This window comes from Streptomyces sp. NPDC021356 (genome assembly GCF_040641015.1).
GTDB lineage: Bacteria > Actinomycetota > Actinomycetes > Streptomycetales > Streptomycetaceae > Streptomyces.
In genome coordinates, this window is the sequence record NZ_JBFACU010000022.1 from 107,277 (window position 1) to 124,223 (window position 16,947).

General features: G+C 68.8%; 15 protein-coding genes and 2 pseudogenes. 6 read left to right on the plus strand and 11 right to left on the minus strand.

The genetic code is table 11. The features are described 5' to 3' along the window. Positions 1 to 47 precede the first annotated feature (47 nt). The 8 genes and pseudogenes from AB0G56_RS27285 to AB0G56_RS27320 all read right to left on the minus strand — a co-directional run bounded on the left by AB0G56_RS27285 (position 48) and on the right by AB0G56_RS27320 (position 9,638). On the minus strand, positions 48 to 3,083 hold the full coding sequence (locus tag AB0G56_RS27285; RefSeq protein ID WP_360973752.1) for a Tn3 family transposase: 3,036 nt from the start codon (positions 3,081 to 3,083) through the stop codon (positions 48 to 50). Between the two features lie 208 nt (positions 3,084 to 3,291). Beyond that, positions 3,292 to 3,495 carry a hypothetical protein gene (locus AB0G56_RS27290; protein ID WP_360973755.1) on the minus strand — a complete coding sequence of 68 codons (204 nt, stop codon included), beginning with the start codon at positions 3,493 to 3,495 and terminating at the stop codon, positions 3,292 to 3,294. Positions 3,496 to 3,539: 44 nt separating this feature from the next. After that, positions 3,540 to 4,154, minus strand: coding sequence for a TetR/AcrR family transcriptional regulator (locus AB0G56_RS27295; protein WP_360973758.1), 615 nt, complete (start codon positions 4,152 to 4,154; stop codon positions 3,540 to 3,542). A gap of 464 nt (positions 4,155 to 4,618) precedes the next feature. Next, positions 4,619 to 4,768, minus strand: a pseudogene (locus AB0G56_RS27300) (aldo/keto reductase); the annotation flags it as partial. A gap of 415 nt (positions 4,769 to 5,183) precedes the next feature. Continuing rightward, positions 5,184 to 6,092 carry an MBL fold metallo-hydrolase gene (locus AB0G56_RS27305; RefSeq protein WP_360973761.1) on the minus strand — a complete coding sequence of 303 codons (909 nt, stop codon included), beginning with the start codon at positions 6,090 to 6,092 and terminating at the stop codon, positions 5,184 to 5,186. Positions 6,093 to 6,123: 31 nt separating this feature from the next. Continuing rightward, a complete protein-coding gene (locus AB0G56_RS27310; protein WP_360973763.1) occupies positions 6,124 to 7,110 on the minus strand; it encodes a D-2-hydroxyacid dehydrogenase family protein in 987 nt (328 codons plus the stop codon). Next, positions 7,103 to 8,500: an MFS transporter gene (locus AB0G56_RS27315; protein ID WP_360973766.1), complete on the minus strand. Its 1,398-nt coding sequence runs from the start codon at positions 8,498 to 8,500 to the stop codon at positions 7,103 to 7,105. The genes AB0G56_RS27310 and AB0G56_RS27315 overlap by 8 nt, the downstream gene beginning before the upstream one ends. A 253-nt stretch (positions 8,501 to 8,753) precedes the next feature. After that, a complete protein-coding gene (locus AB0G56_RS27320) occupies positions 8,754 to 9,638 on the minus strand; it encodes a transcriptional regulator (protein ID WP_360973769.1) in 885 nt (294 codons plus the stop codon). Between the two features lie 413 nt (positions 9,639 to 10,051). On the opposite strand from AB0G56_RS27320, the gene AB0G56_RS27325 reads away from it, so the two are divergent. The 3 genes and pseudogenes from AB0G56_RS27325 to AB0G56_RS27335 all read left to right on the plus strand — a co-directional run. Next, positions 10,052 to 10,750, plus strand: a complete 699-nt coding sequence (locus AB0G56_RS27325) for a recombinase family protein (RefSeq protein WP_360973772.1) — start codon at positions 10,052 to 10,054, stop codon at positions 10,748 to 10,750. Between the two features lie 97 nt (positions 10,751 to 10,847). Beyond that, on the plus strand, positions 10,848 to 11,030 hold the full coding sequence (locus AB0G56_RS27330) for a hypothetical protein (RefSeq protein WP_360973775.1): 183 nt from the start codon (positions 10,848 to 10,850) through the stop codon (positions 11,028 to 11,030). Positions 11,031 to 11,156: 126 nt separating this feature from the next. Then, positions 11,157 to 11,891, plus strand: a pseudogene (locus tag AB0G56_RS27335) (Tn3 family transposase); the annotation flags it as partial. Positions 11,892 to 11,994: 103 nt separating this feature from the next. Here the strand turns inward: AB0G56_RS27335 and AB0G56_RS27340 are convergent. After that, positions 11,995 to 12,900, minus strand: a complete 906-nt coding sequence (locus tag AB0G56_RS27340) for an NADP-dependent oxidoreductase (RefSeq protein ID WP_360973778.1) — start codon at positions 12,898 to 12,900, stop codon at positions 11,995 to 11,997. Between the two features lie 107 nt (positions 12,901 to 13,007). Here AB0G56_RS27340 and AB0G56_RS27345 point away from each other — a divergent pair, with 107 nt between their 5' ends. Then, entirely contained in the window at positions 13,008 to 13,409 is a 402-nt protein-coding gene (locus AB0G56_RS27345; RefSeq protein WP_360973781.1) for a MerR family transcriptional regulator, read from the plus strand. 488 nt (positions 13,410 to 13,897) lie between these two features. Here the strand turns inward: AB0G56_RS27345 and AB0G56_RS27350 are convergent, their stop codons facing one another. Further along, positions 13,898 to 14,509, minus strand: coding sequence for a TetR family transcriptional regulator (locus AB0G56_RS27350; protein ID WP_360973784.1), 612 nt, complete (start codon positions 14,507 to 14,509; stop codon positions 13,898 to 13,900). Between the two features lie 86 nt (positions 14,510 to 14,595). Between AB0G56_RS27350 and AB0G56_RS27355 the strand changes: the two genes are divergently transcribed. Then, a complete protein-coding gene (locus AB0G56_RS27355; protein ID WP_360973787.1) occupies positions 14,596 to 15,021 on the plus strand; it encodes a nuclear transport factor 2 family protein in 426 nt (141 codons plus the stop codon). Beyond that, on the plus strand, positions 15,018 to 15,857 hold the full coding sequence (locus AB0G56_RS27360) for an NAD(P)H-binding protein (protein ID WP_360973790.1): 840 nt from the start codon (positions 15,018 to 15,020) through the stop codon (positions 15,855 to 15,857). Before AB0G56_RS27355 ends, AB0G56_RS27360 begins: the two co-directional genes overlap by 4 nt. Before the next feature lie 127 nt (positions 15,858 to 15,984). Here AB0G56_RS27360 and AB0G56_RS27365 read toward each other — a convergent pair whose 3' ends face one another. Then, positions 15,985 to 16,470 (minus strand): DUF4158 domain-containing protein, encoded by a 486-nt coding sequence (locus tag AB0G56_RS27365; RefSeq protein ID WP_360973793.1) that lies wholly within the window; start codon positions 16,468 to 16,470, stop codon positions 15,985 to 15,987. Positions 16,471 to 16,947: the final 477 nt, after the last annotated feature.

Here is a 16,947-nt window from a genome sequence, read left to right on the forward strand (position 1 = left end):
CGTGGGGCCCTGGCTCCGCTGCCGAAACGCAGGGCCCTCACATCTCATCAGGCCGCGGCGGGCTCCGGGGTGGGGTCCGGGTCCTGGGGGACGGGTGCGGCGAGTTGGAGGCGGCTGCCCATGTTGAGGCGGACTTCGCCGTAGGGCTGGATGTGCATCCAGAACAGTGGGGTCAGGGCCCGTTTGTCCTCGTCGGTGAGGACGTCGGCCCATTCGGGGTCGGCGAGCATGTCCTGGATCATCAGGGTATTCACGAAGACGAGCGCCGTTTGTAGGAGATGCAGCGCGAGAACTGACAGTTCTTGCTGGTCACGGCGGTTGCTGGACAGTTCGCCGCTCTTGCCGAAAAAGATGATGTCGTTGGCGCCGTTCCAGCCCTCGACGACGTTCAGGCCCTCCTGGATCTCGCGCTGGAGGTCGCGGTCGCGCAGGTAGCGGGCGACGAAGATGGTCTTCTGGGCTTTGCCGACCTCCAGCATGGCCTGGTAGACGGGGTGGGAAGCGGTGCGGGTGAAGCGCCGCAGGATGGCCTCGGTGGAGGCGGTGCCGACCCGGATCGCGGTGGCGTACTTGATGAGCTGGTCGTAGTTGTTCTCGATGACATCCCAGCGGATCGGGCGGGTCATCGCGTCGGCGAGGTTGTCGTAGGTGTCCTCATCCTCGCGGCCGGGCCGGTAGAGCTTGACCTTGTTGATCTGCTTGATGCGGGGCAGCAGGTCGTAGTCCAGGAGCCGCGTCAGTCCGAACCCGATTTCCGACTGGCCATGCGAATCGACGTAGTTGCCCTCGGCCTTCATGTCGGTCGCGTGCCGCATCATCCCCTCGATCGCGGCGGCGACCTCGGAGGCGGTGCAGTTGAGAAGCTGGCTGTGAATGGCCATCGAACCTTTCTCGATGTGCCAGTACACGAGGACTCCGCGGCCCCCGTACCGGGAGTGCCACTCAGTGAAGATGTTCCGGTCCCAGGCTTTGAAGTGCGTCGAGTCGGAGGCGACGGTGGTGGTGCCCTGCCCCCACACGGTTTCCTGGCGGGCTGCGAAGGTGGCGTTGGCGATCTCCACCCCCGCAGCCTTGAGGCCGACGGCGGTCAGGTAGCGCCGGGCGGTGTAGCGCAGTTCCTCCTCACTGTGCCCGTGCTCGCCGGCCGCGACCGAGCTGATCCCCGAGTTGGTTCCGTACGCATACGCGATCAAGAGCAGGCGTTCGAGGAGCTTGGCCTCGTCGATGGCCTCGCGGGTGCCGACCGGGGCCATCGCCTTGAGCATCCCGGTACGCAGGGCTGCCTCTTTCAGGATGTCGATCAGGGCGACGGTGCCCCATTTCGTGCGGATCGCCTTCTTGAGGCGGCGCAGGTTCTTCGGTTCCTTCTGCGGCTCGGGCTCGGTGAACTTGATCGCGCCGTTGCGGTGCTTGCCGCTGATCGTCACCCACGGCAGCTTCGGAAGCCTGGTGTCGAGGGCGCCGAGTTCGGTTCGCATCTCGCTCTGGAGCTGGGCGATGAACACCTTCGCGTCGCGCGGCTTGTTCAGCTTCTCGTAGTACTCCGCGCGCCTGACCTCGAAGTCGTCGGGCAGGTCGTCGTCGGGGTTGCGCCACTTGTCGGCGCCGACCGCCCAGATCTCCTTGCAGCGCAGCCGGTCGCGCAGGGACTGGAAGACGCACGCCTCGTACACGGTGCGCATGACGCGCGCCGGCCCCTTGTCGGGGGTGTGGAGGGCGAACTCCATCCAGTCCTTGCGGACCACGCCGTTAAGGGGGACGGTCTCGCCGAGCGGCAGGTAGGTGGTGGAGGAGTCCTTGTGCCGCTCGATCAGGGCCAGGGCCTCGATGACGGGCTTGTGCCGGTCGTTGGAGGAGCGGAAGTCCAGCACCCCGAGGAGCTTCATCAGCCCGGTCCGGTAGTGGTTGCTGTAGGAGGACTTGAACACCTCCCGTTTGGAGCGGGCGAAGGCGGCGTTGGTCGCCTTCATCTCGGCGACCAGGCCTTTCAGCGTCTTCTCGCCGCCGGCGGCCGGGTAGATCACCTCGCGCACTGACCCTTCGGGGGCGCCGAGGGAGGCGTCGGCGATCTTCCCGAGCAGTCCGGCCTTGCCACGGACTTCGGTGAACTCGGCGACGAACGCCTCGGTCACCTTCTTCTCCGCGCGTGCGTTGATGCGGTGCACGGTGGAGTTCAGCAGCTCCACCAGAGTGTCGGTGATCTCCCGCTGCCGCTGGAACAGCAGCGCGGCCAGCAGGACATGTCGCACCTCGGGGGCGAAGCGCCGCAGATGGCTCGGGGAGGATGCCGACGCTCTTGCCCGCCAGGCGTTGATCACCTGCACGCCGATGCCGGTGAAGGCCTTCTCCGGGACGCCGACGGCGCGGACCTGCCCCAGTTTGGATATCTCGTCCAGCAGCGAGTTGAGGCTGACGTTGCCCGGGTGGGCCTTGATGTCCGACAGCACCGACTCCACCTCGTCTTCGTCCTGCGAGGTGTCGCCGTCCTCCGCGGTCGCCTCGGCCTGCCCGGTGCCGGTCAGGTCGGTGAAGACCAGCGCGTCCAGGCGGCGGGTGCAGTCCTCGGCCCGCGCGAGCCGGGCGGCGACCTCGGCGACGGCGCGCTCGTCGGCCTGGTGGAGCGCGGAGCGGATGATCGTATTGACCTGGGCTGCGGTCGGCGGTTCGATCAGCTCCGCGCGCATCTGCCGCAGCAACTCGGCCCGTACCTGTTCCTCGCGGCGTTCGTCGTGCCAGATCACGTCCACCAGGTGCGAGACGAGCTTGACCAGATCGGTCTTGGTGCACTCGTGCCAGCCGGTCAGATCCCGCAGCTCGCTGCGGTGCCGCTTGGCTGCGCGGGAGGTGAAGTCGTAGAACCCCAGCTCGGAGGAGGCGACGCCGACCTGCTTGGCGACGTGCTCGACCGCGTCGGGCGGCAGCTCCAGGCGCATCCGGGGAAACCGGCCGCGCCAGGTCAAATACTTGAGCTGAACGGCGAAGCCCAGCCTGGTGGCGCCGGTCTTGTTCCGTAACCAGCCCGCCTCGTCGCGGGACAGGGTGAAGTGGTCCACCACCCCGTCCAGACCCAGATTCCGCCCCACTGTTCAGCCCCTTCCGCACGCCCCCGTGATCACTTGTCGGGCTGGACGGTAGAGGCGCCGGTGTACAGCGGGCGCGGGTATCGGCGAAGTGCCCCGGCGCGCCGGGCGGGCCTGGTAAGAAACACGGCCGGATGGAGCCAGGCGCCCGGGCGGGGGCCGTCACGCTCCCCACCCGGGGCGCCTGGAGCGCTGGGCAGCGGGGGGCTTGTCAGCCTGCGGGGATGACGTAGGCGCGGGCGAAGTGGGTGCCGATGTGGGCCTCGTGGAGGCGTCCGGCGATGGCGCGGTCGCCTTCGACGCCCATGACGACGTGGAGGTGGACGAAGCCGTTGCGGATCTCGCCGGTGCCGGTCATCTCGCCGGGCAGGTCGTACTTGGTGATGGTGTCCTTGAGCGCGTCGCCCTCGGGCATAGTCGAGACGGTGAAGGAGTCGGCGGCCCCGCAGGGTATGCCGGTCAGGCTCTGCGTCCCGATGCGCGCCAGGCAGCGAGGACGGCGTCCGCTGCGGCGTGCAGGTCCCTGGCGGGCGTGCCGTCACACACCTGTGTGGAGACGCCGAGCAGGAAGCCGTGGATCATGGACGTGATGCCGTCCACGTCGGTTTCCTCAGCGAGCTCTCCTGCGGCAATGCCGCGGACGACGCACGCTTTGATGTGCGTCCGGTCCGCCGCACGGCGTGCCGACACCGCGCGGCGCACTGCGGCGTCGCCGTCCCCGGGAGCCCGGACGGTACCCGACAGGGCGACGAGGCAGCCGCGGGGATGGGAGGTATCGGTCTGCATGTCGATGGATCCGTGCAGCATCTGGGCGACGGCCTCGCGCGGGCTCAGGCTCTCGTCACCGAGGATGTCGGTGACGCTGCCCGGCCCGGCGATGTAGTGCTCCAACGTCCGCTCGAACAGCCCCTGCTTCGAACCGAACGCGCCGTACAGGCTCGCCGAGGACAGGCCAGTGGCCTCCCGGAGCTGAACCATTGATGTCGCTTCATAGCCCTGCTCCCAGAACAACCGCATGGCGGCGTCCAGGACCCCCTCCATGTTGAAGGCGCGGGGACGGCCGGCGGGGGACACGGAACACCTCCTGTATAACGGAATGATTGCTCCAGTTTAACGGGTGCGGCTACGGACGTCACATGCCGGATGCTCACCGGTCTACTGCAGGGCGTGAATGCGGCAGAGACACCAGTTGGCCCTGCAGGCCAAAGGCCGTGCCTCTGCCGGGGTCGGTCGCGAGCTGGCGCGGGGCTGACGGGTCGCGCCCTCCGTCCCGCGATCGTCAGCCATGATCCGCTCGGCCGTCGCCGGTGTTCATGTGCGTCGCGGGGGCTTCCGTAACGGGCGGGCGGGGACGTCGTGGCCCATTCGGCTGGCGGCGTGTTCCGTCCCGCCGGTGGTTGCGCTGTCCGCACGTACCAGCAGTGCGTCACCCGGCTCGGAACAACAGGCCGGCGGTCCTCGAGGACCATGCGCTGTACGGCCTGGGAGAGGGCGTCGAACTCGGCATCGGACAGCTCGGTCTCGGCGGCTCGCAGGTGCTCCTCCAGATGTGCCACGGACGAGGCTTTGGGTACGGCCAGCATCGGAGGGGAACGCTTGAGGAGCCAGGCCAGGGCGAGTTGCGACGGGGTCGCACTGTGCTGCTGGAACAGGCCGATGCGGCCCAGGCGGAGGTTGCGCAGGCTCATCTCGGCCTGCTGACGCAGGTATCACGGGCCTGCCGACCGGAAGCCACTGATCAGAACCCGGGCGGGTGAGCCCGGCCTGGGCCGCGACGACCAGACCGTCCGATAGGGATGCAGGGCCTTCTTGATGAGTGGTTCGGCGACCATAAGACCGTAGGGGTGGGCCGTGTCGATGAAGTTGACATCGAGGTCCACCGCCCCGGCGCAGCACCCGTACGGCCTCGTCCGGATCCTTCGGATCTCCCCCGGGTACCCGGGCCGGTCAGTTGCATCGAGCCGAAGCCGAGGCAGTGAGAGCTGCTGGTCCGAGTTCGCTGCGGATGTCCTTGACTACGTTCATGGCTGGATGCGCCTGACACCTTTGTGAGCGTACGTGTTGTCGCAGCCGCAGCCGCAGCCGCAGCCGCCGCAGCCGACGTCAAGAAACATCTGCTGCGTCGTTCCAGGGGCGCCAGAGGCCGGAGCCGTCGACGGTTCCCAGCTGCTGGTCGGCGAAGTGGACACCGAAGCCGTAGACCCCGTCCCGCGAGAGGTAGTCCACGAGCCGACGCCGGGATCGTTCGGCCTCCTCCCGGTCGGTGTCGAGAACCACATCCCAGTCCGGGTGCTGGATCTGGACCGGTGAGTGCATGGCGTCGCCGAAGGCGACGACCTCTCGGCCGTCGCCGGTGTCGAGGATCCAGGCGGTGTGACCGGGGGTGTGCCCGGGAAGGGACCACGCGCGGACACCGTCGGCGATCTCGGTCCCGTCGGTCACGACCACTGCGCGTTCGTCCTGGCCAGCCAGTATCGGGCCGGTCCCGGGCGGGATGCTCTCCAGCTCGCCCTTTCCGACCATCCACTGCGCTTTCGTGAACAGGCTCCGCGGATCTTCGACCGCGTCGGGCCGGGCCCATCCGGTGTGGTCGCCGTGGAAGTGGGTGAAGGCGACCATCTCCAGTTCGGCCGGGTCCACGCCGAGGGTCGCCAGTGACTCGGGCAGGTCCCGCACATGACCAAAGGCGTGCTGGAAGTGTTCCAGGTCCTTGCCGGATATGCGGCCGTGGCCGGCGTCGATGAGCAAGCGGGTGCCGCCCGCTTCGACGAGCAGTGCCCCGCATCCCATGGGCAGGTGGCCTGCCTGGGTCATGTGTGCGCGGTGCTCGCTCCAGTCCTCCTCGACGGAGGAGGGGTAGACCCGGGTCGGAATCATGTCGACGCCCGCGTCGGGGACGTAGCTCAAGGTGAGTTCACCCAGGGTGCGCGTCCAGATGACGGGGAGCCGGAATCCCGAGTCATCGTCGTTCTCGGCGTTGTTTGTCGCGGTGTGCTGGTCATGCGTGGTCATGAGTGGTGCCATTTCAAATGGGTGTGTGCTGTCAGGGGTGGTGGGTGGTCTGCTCAGGGGTGATCACGCGGATCGGTCCACCGGCGGCGTAGGCGAGGATGTCTTCTAGCGCGTCGGAGTAGAAGACGTCGTAGGCGCCCGCGGTGACGTAGCCCAGATGTGAGGTGAGGACCGTGCGCGGGGCGGTGCGCCACGGCGAGTCGGCCGGGAGGGGCTCGGTGGAGTAGACATCCAGGCCGGCACCGCCGATGGTCCCCGCGTGCAGGGCCGCGAGCAGCGCTTCCTCGTCGAGGATGGGTCCGCGTGAGGTGTTGATCAGCTGGGAGCCCGGTCGCATGAGTGCGAGGTCGTCGCGGCCCAGAAGTCCGGTGGTGCGTGCGGAGAGCTTGAGGTGGATCGTTACCACCTCGCAGGTGGCCAGCAGTTCCTGCTTGGAGACCGGGGTGACGCCGATGGCACGGGCGTGCTCGGTGTCGAGGTGGGTGCTCCAGCCGACGACGTCCATGCCGAAGGCGAGCCCCACGCGGGCCACTCGAGTGCCCACGCCGCCGAGCCCGATGACGCCGAGGCGGGCACCGTGCAGGTCGCGCCCGACGGTCCGCTGCCAGGCGCCCTCGCGGACGCCGCGGTCCTCGGCAGGGATGGAGCGGGCCAGGGCGTGGATCAGGCCCCAGGTGAGTTCAGCCGTCGAGGTCAGCCCTGCCCCGCGGGTGCCCGACACTACGATTCCGCGCTGCCGGGCAGCGGCCACATCAATGGCGGCGTTGGCCGGGCCCGTCGTCACCAGCAGGCGCAGGTTCGGCAGCCTGTCGATGACCGTGACCGGGAACGCGGTGCGCTCGCGCATGGCCACGATGACGTCGAACGGTTCCAGCGCGGCGATCACGTTTTCGGTGCCGCCCAGGGGCTCGGGGAAGACCGTGAGGTGCGCGTTGTCCGGCAGGGCGCTCCAGTCGGCGTACTGGCGTGCGACTCCCTGGTAGTCGTCGAGGACCGCCACACGGCGGATCTCAGGCACAGCCGACCTCCTCACGGCATGAGCCCACGCGGCCCGCGGCTGCCGGGCGCCTGTGGGCCGCACCGGTGTCCACGGCCGCTGACAGAGCAGGAAGCGGTTCGGCGGGGCTGGGGTGGACCAGCTCCAGAATCCAGATCCCGGCCCCGGCCAGCGCGATGACAAGGCCGAGCCCGGACACGCCCAGCCACCCCACGAGCGGATACAGTGCTGCGGTCAGCGCCGATGCGACGGTGGCCCCGGCGAACGCGGACACCATAAGGGCCGTCGTCACCCTGCTCCGGGCGTGCGGGGCCCGGCGGTAGATCGCACTTTGGTGGCTGATCAACAGGGACTGCTGGGCAAGGTTGAGCGCGATGATGCCGACGCTCAGCGTGATCAGGCCGACTGGTCCGCCCATGCCGGCGACGGCGAGCACGGGCCAGCTGACCGCAAGCAGGATCAGTCCGCCTGTGGTCACCTGACGGCCGCGTCCGCGGTCGGTGAGCCGCCCGGCCACCGACGAGGCTACGGCTCCGATGACTCCGGCCAGACCGAACAGGCCGATGACGGCGGGGCCGAACCCGTACGGCCGGTCGGCCAGCAGGAACGACGACGCAGTCCACAGGACGGTGAAACAGCCCATGCCGACCGCTGCCAGAGCCATGCGCCTGCGCAGCAACGACTCGGTGCGCACCAGCGCCAGCACCGAGCGCAGCAGTTGCGGATAGGTGGTGTTCTCCGACGGCGGGACGGGTCGCAGGACCAGGCGCAGGACGATCGCCAGGGCCGCCATCAGGACCGCGGCGAAGACGAACACCAGTTGCCAGTCACCGATCTGGGCGAGCAGACCGGCGACGGTACGCGCGATCATGATCCCGATCAGCAGTCCGCTCGTCACCGTGCCCACCGCCGACCCGCGCTGGTGGTCCGGTGCCAGTGACGCGGCCATGGGCACCACGATCTGCGCCACCGCGGAGGTCACCCCGACCACTGCGATCGCGACAAGCAGCAGCCCCAGCGACGGGGACGCCGCCGCGCCGAGGACAGCGAGGGCACTCAGGCCCAGCAGCGCAGTCACCAGGCGGCGCCGTTCCAGCACATCGCCCAGGGGAACCAGCAGGGCCAGCGACAACGCGTAGCCAACCTGCGAGACGGTGACCACCAGGCCGCTGGATCCCTGGGACACTCCGAGTGCCTTCGATATCACGGACAGCAACGGCTGAGCGTAGTAGATGTTCGCCACCGCCGCGCCACACACCACGGCCAGTAGCAGCACCATCGCCCGGCTCAGGGCCGGAGGGCCGACGCCGGGCTCGTCCGCGGCCTCCTCGGGAGCTGTGCGAGGGCGCATCGCGCCACTCCGCTCGAATTCTGGATCGTTCATGCCGTAATCCTGGCCACGGCCGCGCACGGGCGTCAAGTTATTCCGGATTGAACAATCCGAAAGTGAGGAAGCGCACACCGGAAGACGGTCCCCGCTCGGCGTGCACGGCCCTGAACGCCCCGCTGGCTCTCTGCTGGTCGGCGAGGGGTCGGTGTGGCGTGGGGAGCTGACATCGCATCAGGCTGCGGCGTGCTCCGGCTCGGGTTCAGGGTCCTGGGGGACGGGGGTGGCGAGCTGGAGGCGGCTGCCCATATTCAGCCGCACTTCGCCATACGGAGATCTACGGCGACATGAACCTCGACATGGACACCCGCCTCAACCTCGCCGCGGCGGCCGTTCCGGGGTTCTGGGCCGCGGCGAGCGAGGCCGCCCGATCCGCCATGGAGAACGCATGAACCTGCTCCGAGCCTCTACCTGTAACGGTCCGCAATCGGGTGGTCGGCGGCTTGCGCGGCCCGTGAGGCGAGGATGCGCAGACGGTCGTGGCGGGTGTGCCGGGCTCGGCGGTCAGGGTGATGAGCTGCTGGTCGGGGTCGTCGGTGGAGGTGAGGAAGGACCAGTCGAGGGTGAGCGGGCCGACAACGGGATGGTTCAGCGTTTTCGTGCCCGATCCTTGGGTGGCGACGCGGTGGGCGCCCCACCAGCGCCGGAAGTCGGGGTCCTGAAGCGACAGCTCGCCCACCAGTTCGGCCAGCCGCGGATCTTTCGGATCGCGGGCGGCTTCCATGCGCAGCTGCGCCAGGGTCATCTGCGCTACCCACTCCCGGTCCGGGTACAGCGCTCTGATGGCCAGTTCGCAGAAGACCAGCCGTACGAAGTTGCGTTTCTTCTCCGGTATCCGCGCGAAGTCGGTGAACAGGGCGGCCGCCATGACGTTCCAGGCGAGCATGTCTGTGCGGCGGCCCAGGACGACGGCCGGCGTGGTGGAGAGGTCATCCAGGAGGCGCAGCAGCTGCGGCTGGGCCTTCTGCGTGGTGCGCCGACGCGGCCGGGCGGCGTCCCGACCGGACAGTTCGAATATGTAGGCACGCTCACTGCCATCGAGCCGGAGGACACGCGCGAGGGTATCCAGGGCAAGATCAATCTCGTCGGGATTTCCTGTACCGCAACTACTCACGCCCGAAGATGACGCGACGTTCTCACAAACGACCCTTTGCCCGAGCAAGATCGAATACGGGCCACCGGACCCCCGCCGAGCCCCGATCGGTTCTCACAACGCGTTCGCACTCAAAAGAAGGGGTGACCTCCTTCTGTGACTTGCATTGTGCGAAAATCCGGTCCCATGACGGGCCCTCAAACGCCTTCCCCGGCCGACCGGTCGGACGCGGACGACGTCGAAAGGCACACCTGTCCGAAGTGTGACGCACAGCCCGGATCGCCGTGCCGCTCGCGCGGCGGCGCGGTCACTTCCGCCTACCACACCGGCCGCTTCACCAAGGTGCCCCGGCTCGCGAAGAAACTGCGGGTGCCCACCCCGGCCGACCGCGCACCCGGACAGCCGTGGCGGCCCGGCACCCCGCCCCCGGCCCCCATCAACCCGGACCTGCCGAGCGCGGACATCCGCATCGGGTACGCGAGATGCTCACACCGAAGCCAGGAACTCGACTCCCAGCTCGACGCGCTCACGGCATCCCCCGGGACAAGATCTTCAGCGAGAAGATCAGCACCCGCATCCGCGTACGCCCCGCCTTCGAGAAGGCCCTCAAGACCGCGCGAGAGATCAAGGCACACGCCCCTCACTGCCGCGTGATCTTCACGGTGTACGAGATGAAGAGGCTGGGGCGGGACGCGGCAGAGCTGACTGCCCTCGCGGCCCATCTGACCGCGCACGGCCTGGTCCTGGAGATGCTCGCCGGACCGTTGCCGGGGATGTACGACCCCAGCGGCCCCGGCAAGCTACTGCTCGCGTTCTTCGCCGCCATGGCGGAGACCGAGCGGGAGAACATCCGGGAATCGACGCTGGAAGGGCTCGACACCGCAGCCCGCAAGGGCAAGTACGGCGGCCGACCGCCCGTCATCACCGACGACATGCTCCACACCGTGCTCCGCCGCCGCGCGCTCGGCGAGTCCGTCGAGCAGATCCAGCCCGATCTGATCATCCCCACCGGCAAGCGCAAGGGACAGAACCCGTCCGTGGCCAGCGTCTACCGGGCCCTGGCCGAGCACGCCAAACGCGAGGCGTATCCCGAAGCCATCGAGCAGGCGCATGCCGACTTCGCCGCCCTCCAGGCCAGCGAGTTCCCGGGCCCACGTGCCGAGCCCGAGACCGTGCGGTGAGAACGCCCCCTTCGATCCGAAGGCTACTGGCGGGTTACTTGGCACCTGGTTCGCTGCTCGTTAACGGCACCCCAGGTAACGCTGCTACGCCGCGGCCTTGGTGGAGCTGCTCACCGACGCCGACCTGGACCGCATCCCCCCGGCCGCCGAGCGCGACGGCCAGGAGCCGGCCGAGTGGCTGCGCCAAGTCGTACGGAAGCGGCTGGACGCCGAAGACCTTCAGGACGCTCTCGTCGGCGCGCACTTCACCGTCGCCCCCCGCACGGCCGCCGGTACGTGACGGTCCGGATGCCGACGGGGGATGCGGCATCCGGACCTGTTCGACAGCCTAGTCCTGCCAGACTGAGCAGTCCCGGACTTCGCGTGAGGGACGGTCCGCAACAGAATCCCGATCAGCGTGCCTTCCGGCATCCGCGCCCTGCTCGGCTTCCGCTTCGCCCCGCGCTTCCGCGACCTGAACGACCAGCGGTTCTGGCGGGCCGACCTGCCCGACGGCGAGGAGCCGGCCGACGGGTACGGCCCGCTGGAGGACGTGGCCTGCAACAAGGTGAACCTCAAGCGGATCGCCACGCACTGGCCGGACATGCTCCGGGTTGCCGGATCACTCATCACCAACCAGGTCCGCGCCTACGACCTGCTGCGGATGTTCGGCCGCGAGGGCCACCCGACCCCGCTGGGCGCCGCATTCGCCGAGTACGGCCGGATCGACAAGACCATGCACCTGCTCGCCCTGGTCGACCCCGTCGACGACACCTACCGGCGGCTGATGAACCGGCAGCTCACCGTCCAGGAGTCCCGCCACCGGCTCGCCCGCGCGATCTGCCACGGCGGCCGCGGCCAGATCCGACAGGCGTACCGCGAGGGCCAGGAAGACCGGCTCGCCAGTCTGGGTCTCGTGCTCAACGCCGTCGTGCTGTGGAACACCCGCTACCTGGACGCCGCTGTCGCGGCGCTCCGGACCGAGGGCCACGACATCAAGGACGAGGACGTCGCCCGGCTCTCCCCGCTCAAGGACCGGCACATCAACTTCCTGGGCCGCTACCTGTTCAACATCAAGGCCAGTGGTCCCGACCAGGGCCTGCGTTCCTTCCGTGACCCGGACGCGGCCGAGGATGAAGACCCTGACGGCGTGGAGCAGTGACCGGCCGAGACAGAGGTCGTGTTCGTCCGATGTGGCGTTCGGCCATGGCGCAGATCGGTGCAGGTGCGGCACGTTCCGCGGAAGCAATCCTGGATCAGCTGGATCAGAGGGTCACGACGATTTTTCCTCGTACGTGTCCGTGCTCGGAGGCGGCGTGTGCTTTCGGGATCTCCTCCAGTGGATAGAGCTTCTCGATGCGCGGCACATAGCGGCCCTCTGCGCCGAGATGGGCGGCTTCGGCCAGGAGCGTGGGGTCGTTGACCGCGTTGGCCACCCGGACGCCCAGCGCCGCGGCGTTCATGTGGTCGGCGACCGTCACCACGCGGTCCGGGCCGCCGGCGATCTCGACCAGGTCGGGCAGGGAGCCGGAGGCGGCGACGTCGAGGACCAGGTCGATCCCGTTCGGGGCCAGGCCGGCGAGGCGCTCTGAGAGGCCCGCGCCGTAGGTGACGGGAACGGCGCCGAGGGAGGTGAGGTACGCGTGGTTGCGCTCGCTGGCTGTCCCGATCACGGTGGCGCCCAGCGCGCGGGCGATCTCGACCGCCGCGCCTCCGACGCCGCCGGCAGCGCCTTCGATCAGCAGCGTGCGGCCTTCCAGGGGCCCGAGCGTCTTCAGTCCGCCCAGTGCCGTCACGGACGCCAGGCCTGCGGCGGCGGCCTCGTTGTCGCTCCAGCGGGCGGGGGAGGGAGCCCAGGCCGACAGGATGGCCAGCTCGGCAGAAGCACCCGTCACTCCGCCGAGGCCGAAGACTCGCTCACCGATGCTGACCGAGTCGACGCCTGCACCGACCTGGTCCACCACGCCCGCGGCGTCGCGTCCCGGGATCGCGGGCAGATCGACCGGCAGGAAGTCGCGCACCGAGCCGTTGCGCACCTTCCAGTCGACGGGATTGACGCTGGCCGCCGTGACCCGGATGCGGATTTCACCGGATCCGGGCGTCGGGTCCGGGGCCTGCTCGATGATGAGGGTGTCCGTACTGCCGTACTCGTGGTAGCGGGCTGCGCGCATGATGACCTGCCTTATCGGTGCGAATGGCTATGGATGCCCTGGCGCCCATTACACTAAAACCTGACACTGACGTGAGGTGCAACTCTGGCCGGGAGCGAAGGAGAGTCATGCGGATCGGTGAGGTAGCCCGCCAGTCCGGCGTGAGCGTGCGTGCGCTGCGCTATTACGAGGAGCAGGACCTGCTGCGAGCCGACCGCAGCGCAGGAGGCCAGCGTCAGTACCCGGACTCCGCGGTCGGGCAGGTCCATCTGATCCAGCAGCTGTTCGCCGCCGGACTGCCGAGCAGGTCGGTGCGGGAGGTGCTGCGCTGCGTCAACGCAGGCTCGGTGGCCCCGGGACTTCTGGATCAGTTGGAGAGCGAACGAGCACGGATCAGCGAGCGGATCGCCGGCCTCGTCGCCGCGCGCGAACGGCTTGACCAGGTGATCGCCACCACCCGCAATCCTCCGTCCGAATGCAACCACGAGCGGGCGCCGGGTGCCCCGATCGGCAGCCCCGCAGCCGGTTGACGACCGCACTGCCCACATTCCATCGAAGCCACCGCGAGCGAAACTGCCCCCTGTCCGGTGTGTCCGGGGGCGGGCGGAGCAAAGTTGCGGCCCGTCTCCGTCCGTGAATCATCAGGGGCAACGCCGTTCGTGGTCGGCCAGGGGATGATCTCAACGCCATGAGCCCCCGCCAGCGCCGCCCCGCCCTGGGCCCATCAGCGTCGCTGCCCGCCGAACGTCGGCACGGCGATCCCGGTTCGGCGGTGCAGCGCGGGCAGGGGTGGCGCTCGATGTCGTCGGCGTCGCTCGGGGAAGCCTCTGAGGGTCCGTCATGCCACCCGAGACTGTCACCAACGATTCGCAGAAGTACCCGGACCCATCTTTGAGTGAGAACAAGTTCTGCGAACCGAACCGGCTCTTCGCGATCTCCGTACGGCGGTTTTCGATCTTGCTCGGGCAAAGGACCGTTTGTGAGAGGCTCCGCCGATCAAGGACTCGCCGATCCTCGATCATTCTTCGGCGGTCAACCCTTGCGGAGGGCCGGAGGCCAGGACTCCGGTGACGAAGTTCGCGAACTGTGCCCGCATTCTTTCCCGCGGAATGCGCTCTTCTCCGGCCAGGTGCTCGACGAGGTCGGCTCGTGTGGCGGCGAGCAGGGCGTGGGCGGTGAAGTCGCTGTCGGCCAGGCCGGGGAGCTGCTCCAGTACGGCTCGGAGCAGGCTGTGCCACCGCTCGTAGTGCTCCGCCCGGTACGGGCTGCTGCTCCCGCCTTCCTCCAGGGCCAGCGCGAGGCGCCGGTTGTCGAGTTTGAAGCACAGGACGGCATCGAGCAGGGCGGGTACGCGATCCTGCGGTGGGGTCGTGGGCCCCAGGGGTGGTGGGCCGGCTTCGACGGCCTGCCTGATCGGTTCGAGCCGTGCCTCGTACAGCGCGCGGAGCAGCCCGGCGCGATCGCCGAAGGCCCGGAAGAGCGTGCCCTTGCCGACGCCGGCCGCTGCCGCGACGTCGGCCATGGTGACGTCCTCGGGACTCTCCCGGCGGGTGAAGAGGGCATCGGCAGCCGTGAGCACGGCCTCCCGGTTACGGATGGCGTCCTTGCGAGACGACTGGCGTTCGGGCATGCCGCTCCTTCCATTTGCAAAACGGACCAAGGGTCCGTATCGTCAAAACGGACCTAGGGTCCGTATTCTATGACTGGAGGATACCCATGTCCGCACCGACCTCCCCGGCGGATCTGTACCGCCACAGCCTGCGACTGCTGCTCGACAAGGACATCCCCGCGTGGGTCGCCCTGTGGGCCGAGGACGGCGTCATGGAGTTCCCCTTCGCTCCCGACGGCTGGCCCCGGCGTCTGGAGGGCAAGGAGGCCATCGCCGCCTACATGCGGCACTACCCCGACCACATCGACCTGCACGACTTCCCCGAGCTGCGGATCCACCAGACCACCGATCCACAGACCATCGTGGTCGAGATGCGCGGGATTGGCCGCCTGGTGGAGAGCGACGCTCCCTTCGACATGACCTACATCGCCGTCGTGACCGTACAAGAGGGGCACATCACCTCCTACCGCGACTACTGGAACCCCCTCGCCGTCCAGGAGCCCGGCACCGACTTCACCGGGAGCAGCCGATGACCACCGCCGGCACCACTCTGGTCATCGGCGCCACCGGCACCACCGGAAGCCGCACCGCCGCACAGCTGACGGCCGCGGGTCACCGCGTCAAAGCCGCCAGCCGCCGGGCCACCCCGGTCGCCGGCACCGAGCCGGTCCCCTTCGACTGGTACGACCCCGCCACCCACGCGGCCGCCCTCGACGGAGTCGACCGCGTCTACCTCATACCGCCCCTGGGTGACTCGGACCCCGCGGCGATCATGCTGCCGTTCCTCCATCAGGCCCGCACCGCCGGCGTGCACCGCGCGGTGCTGCTGAGCTCCTCGGCCATCCCCGAGGGCGGTCCGGCGGTGGGAACGGTGCACCAGGCCCTGCCCGATCTGTTCGAACAGTGGGCGGTACTGCGGCCCTCGTGGTTCATGCAGAACTTCACCGGCACGCACGCGCACGCTCACAGCATCCGCGACGAGGGCATCATCTGGACCGCCACCGAAAGCGGCCGGGTCGGCTTCGTCGACGCCGAGGACATCGCGGCCGTCGCCGTGCGCGCTCTGACCGACGAGCAAGCCCCCAACACCGACCTCCTCCTCACCGGACCCGAGGCACTCTGCTACGACGACATCGCCGCGATCATCACCGAGGTCACCGGTCGGCCCGTCGTCCACCGCCTTCTGTCCTACGAGCAGATGCGCGATCGCCTCACGACGCAGGTGCCGGTGGAGTTCGCCGCAATCCTGGCCGGCATGGACCGTGCCATCGCCGAAGGGGCGGAGGACCGCATCACCGACACCGTCCAGCGCCTCACCGGTCGGCCCCCGCGCACCTTCCGGGCCCTCCTTGAGAGGGAGATGCGATGAAGCAGCTGATGTTCCAGGACGATCAGCAGTTCTGGTTCGAGACCCTGCGTAATCTCGGCCTGGCCGTCTACGGCGGCTCGGACGTCGGTGAAGTCGTCGCAACCGCCTCCCGGGTCACCTCCGGCGACTACGACGGCTGGCACGACGCCTGGCTGTCCACCGCCAAGCGTCTGGAGGCCGAAGCCCGTGCAAGCCACAGACGGTCCTTGCGGCAGCGGGCCACCACCGCCTTCGCCAACCGGTCCCGGGACAGCTCCATCCCGCGCAGCTCCACCGCAAGCCACTCGGCGAGCTGGGCCTGGTCCTCCTCCGTGCACTCGCGAAAGCCGAACGCGCCCCGGATCTCCACCCGGTTCCGCTTGATCGCCCGCCCCGCCCAGTCGTACGCCGCCCACTCCTCCTCCGGCACCTTCACCTGCTGGGCGACGTACGACACCGCCGGCGCCGGGATCTCCGCGGCGGTCTCTGGGAACCGTGCCTCGACCTCGAAGAACTTCAACAACAACGCGAACCCCAGCCGGTTCGCCCCCGACTTGTTCCGCAGACGCTCCCGGTCCTCCTCCAGCAGCGTCCAGACTTCGATCAGGTCCTCCGGCTCCCACTCCTGACGCACCCCGGGCTCCCTCCCGTCGTCATAACACGACCAACGTGACGGAGCATCACAGCTCAAGAGGTGAAGAGGCAGAAATCCTAGCCAAACGCATCTTTGATCCGCTACAGAGAGCTACTTGTCACTTCGCCGTAGCTTCGGGAGAACAGGGCCCGCTTGGTTTCACCCCGCCACACCCAGCCAAGGGCGCTGCCGTCGAGCGGGCCCGGTGGCTCCGCGTCGATCCCCGCTGATCCCCGCGCCGCCTCATTTGCGGGCGGATTTTTGAAACTTGCCCAGGCCAGGGCACCACAGCCCCGGTGCCGTCCGGCGCGCACGCACCTGCACCACGGGAGCGCTGCCCGCGCCGGGCGGTGCCGGGGAAGCGGGGGCCCGGGGGCCGGCGAAGGCCCCAGGCAGCCACCGGCCGATGGGATAGCCCGCCGAACAGCCGCACGTCGCCGGCGGCCGACGCCGCCTCGGGCCAAGCGGGCACCGCGG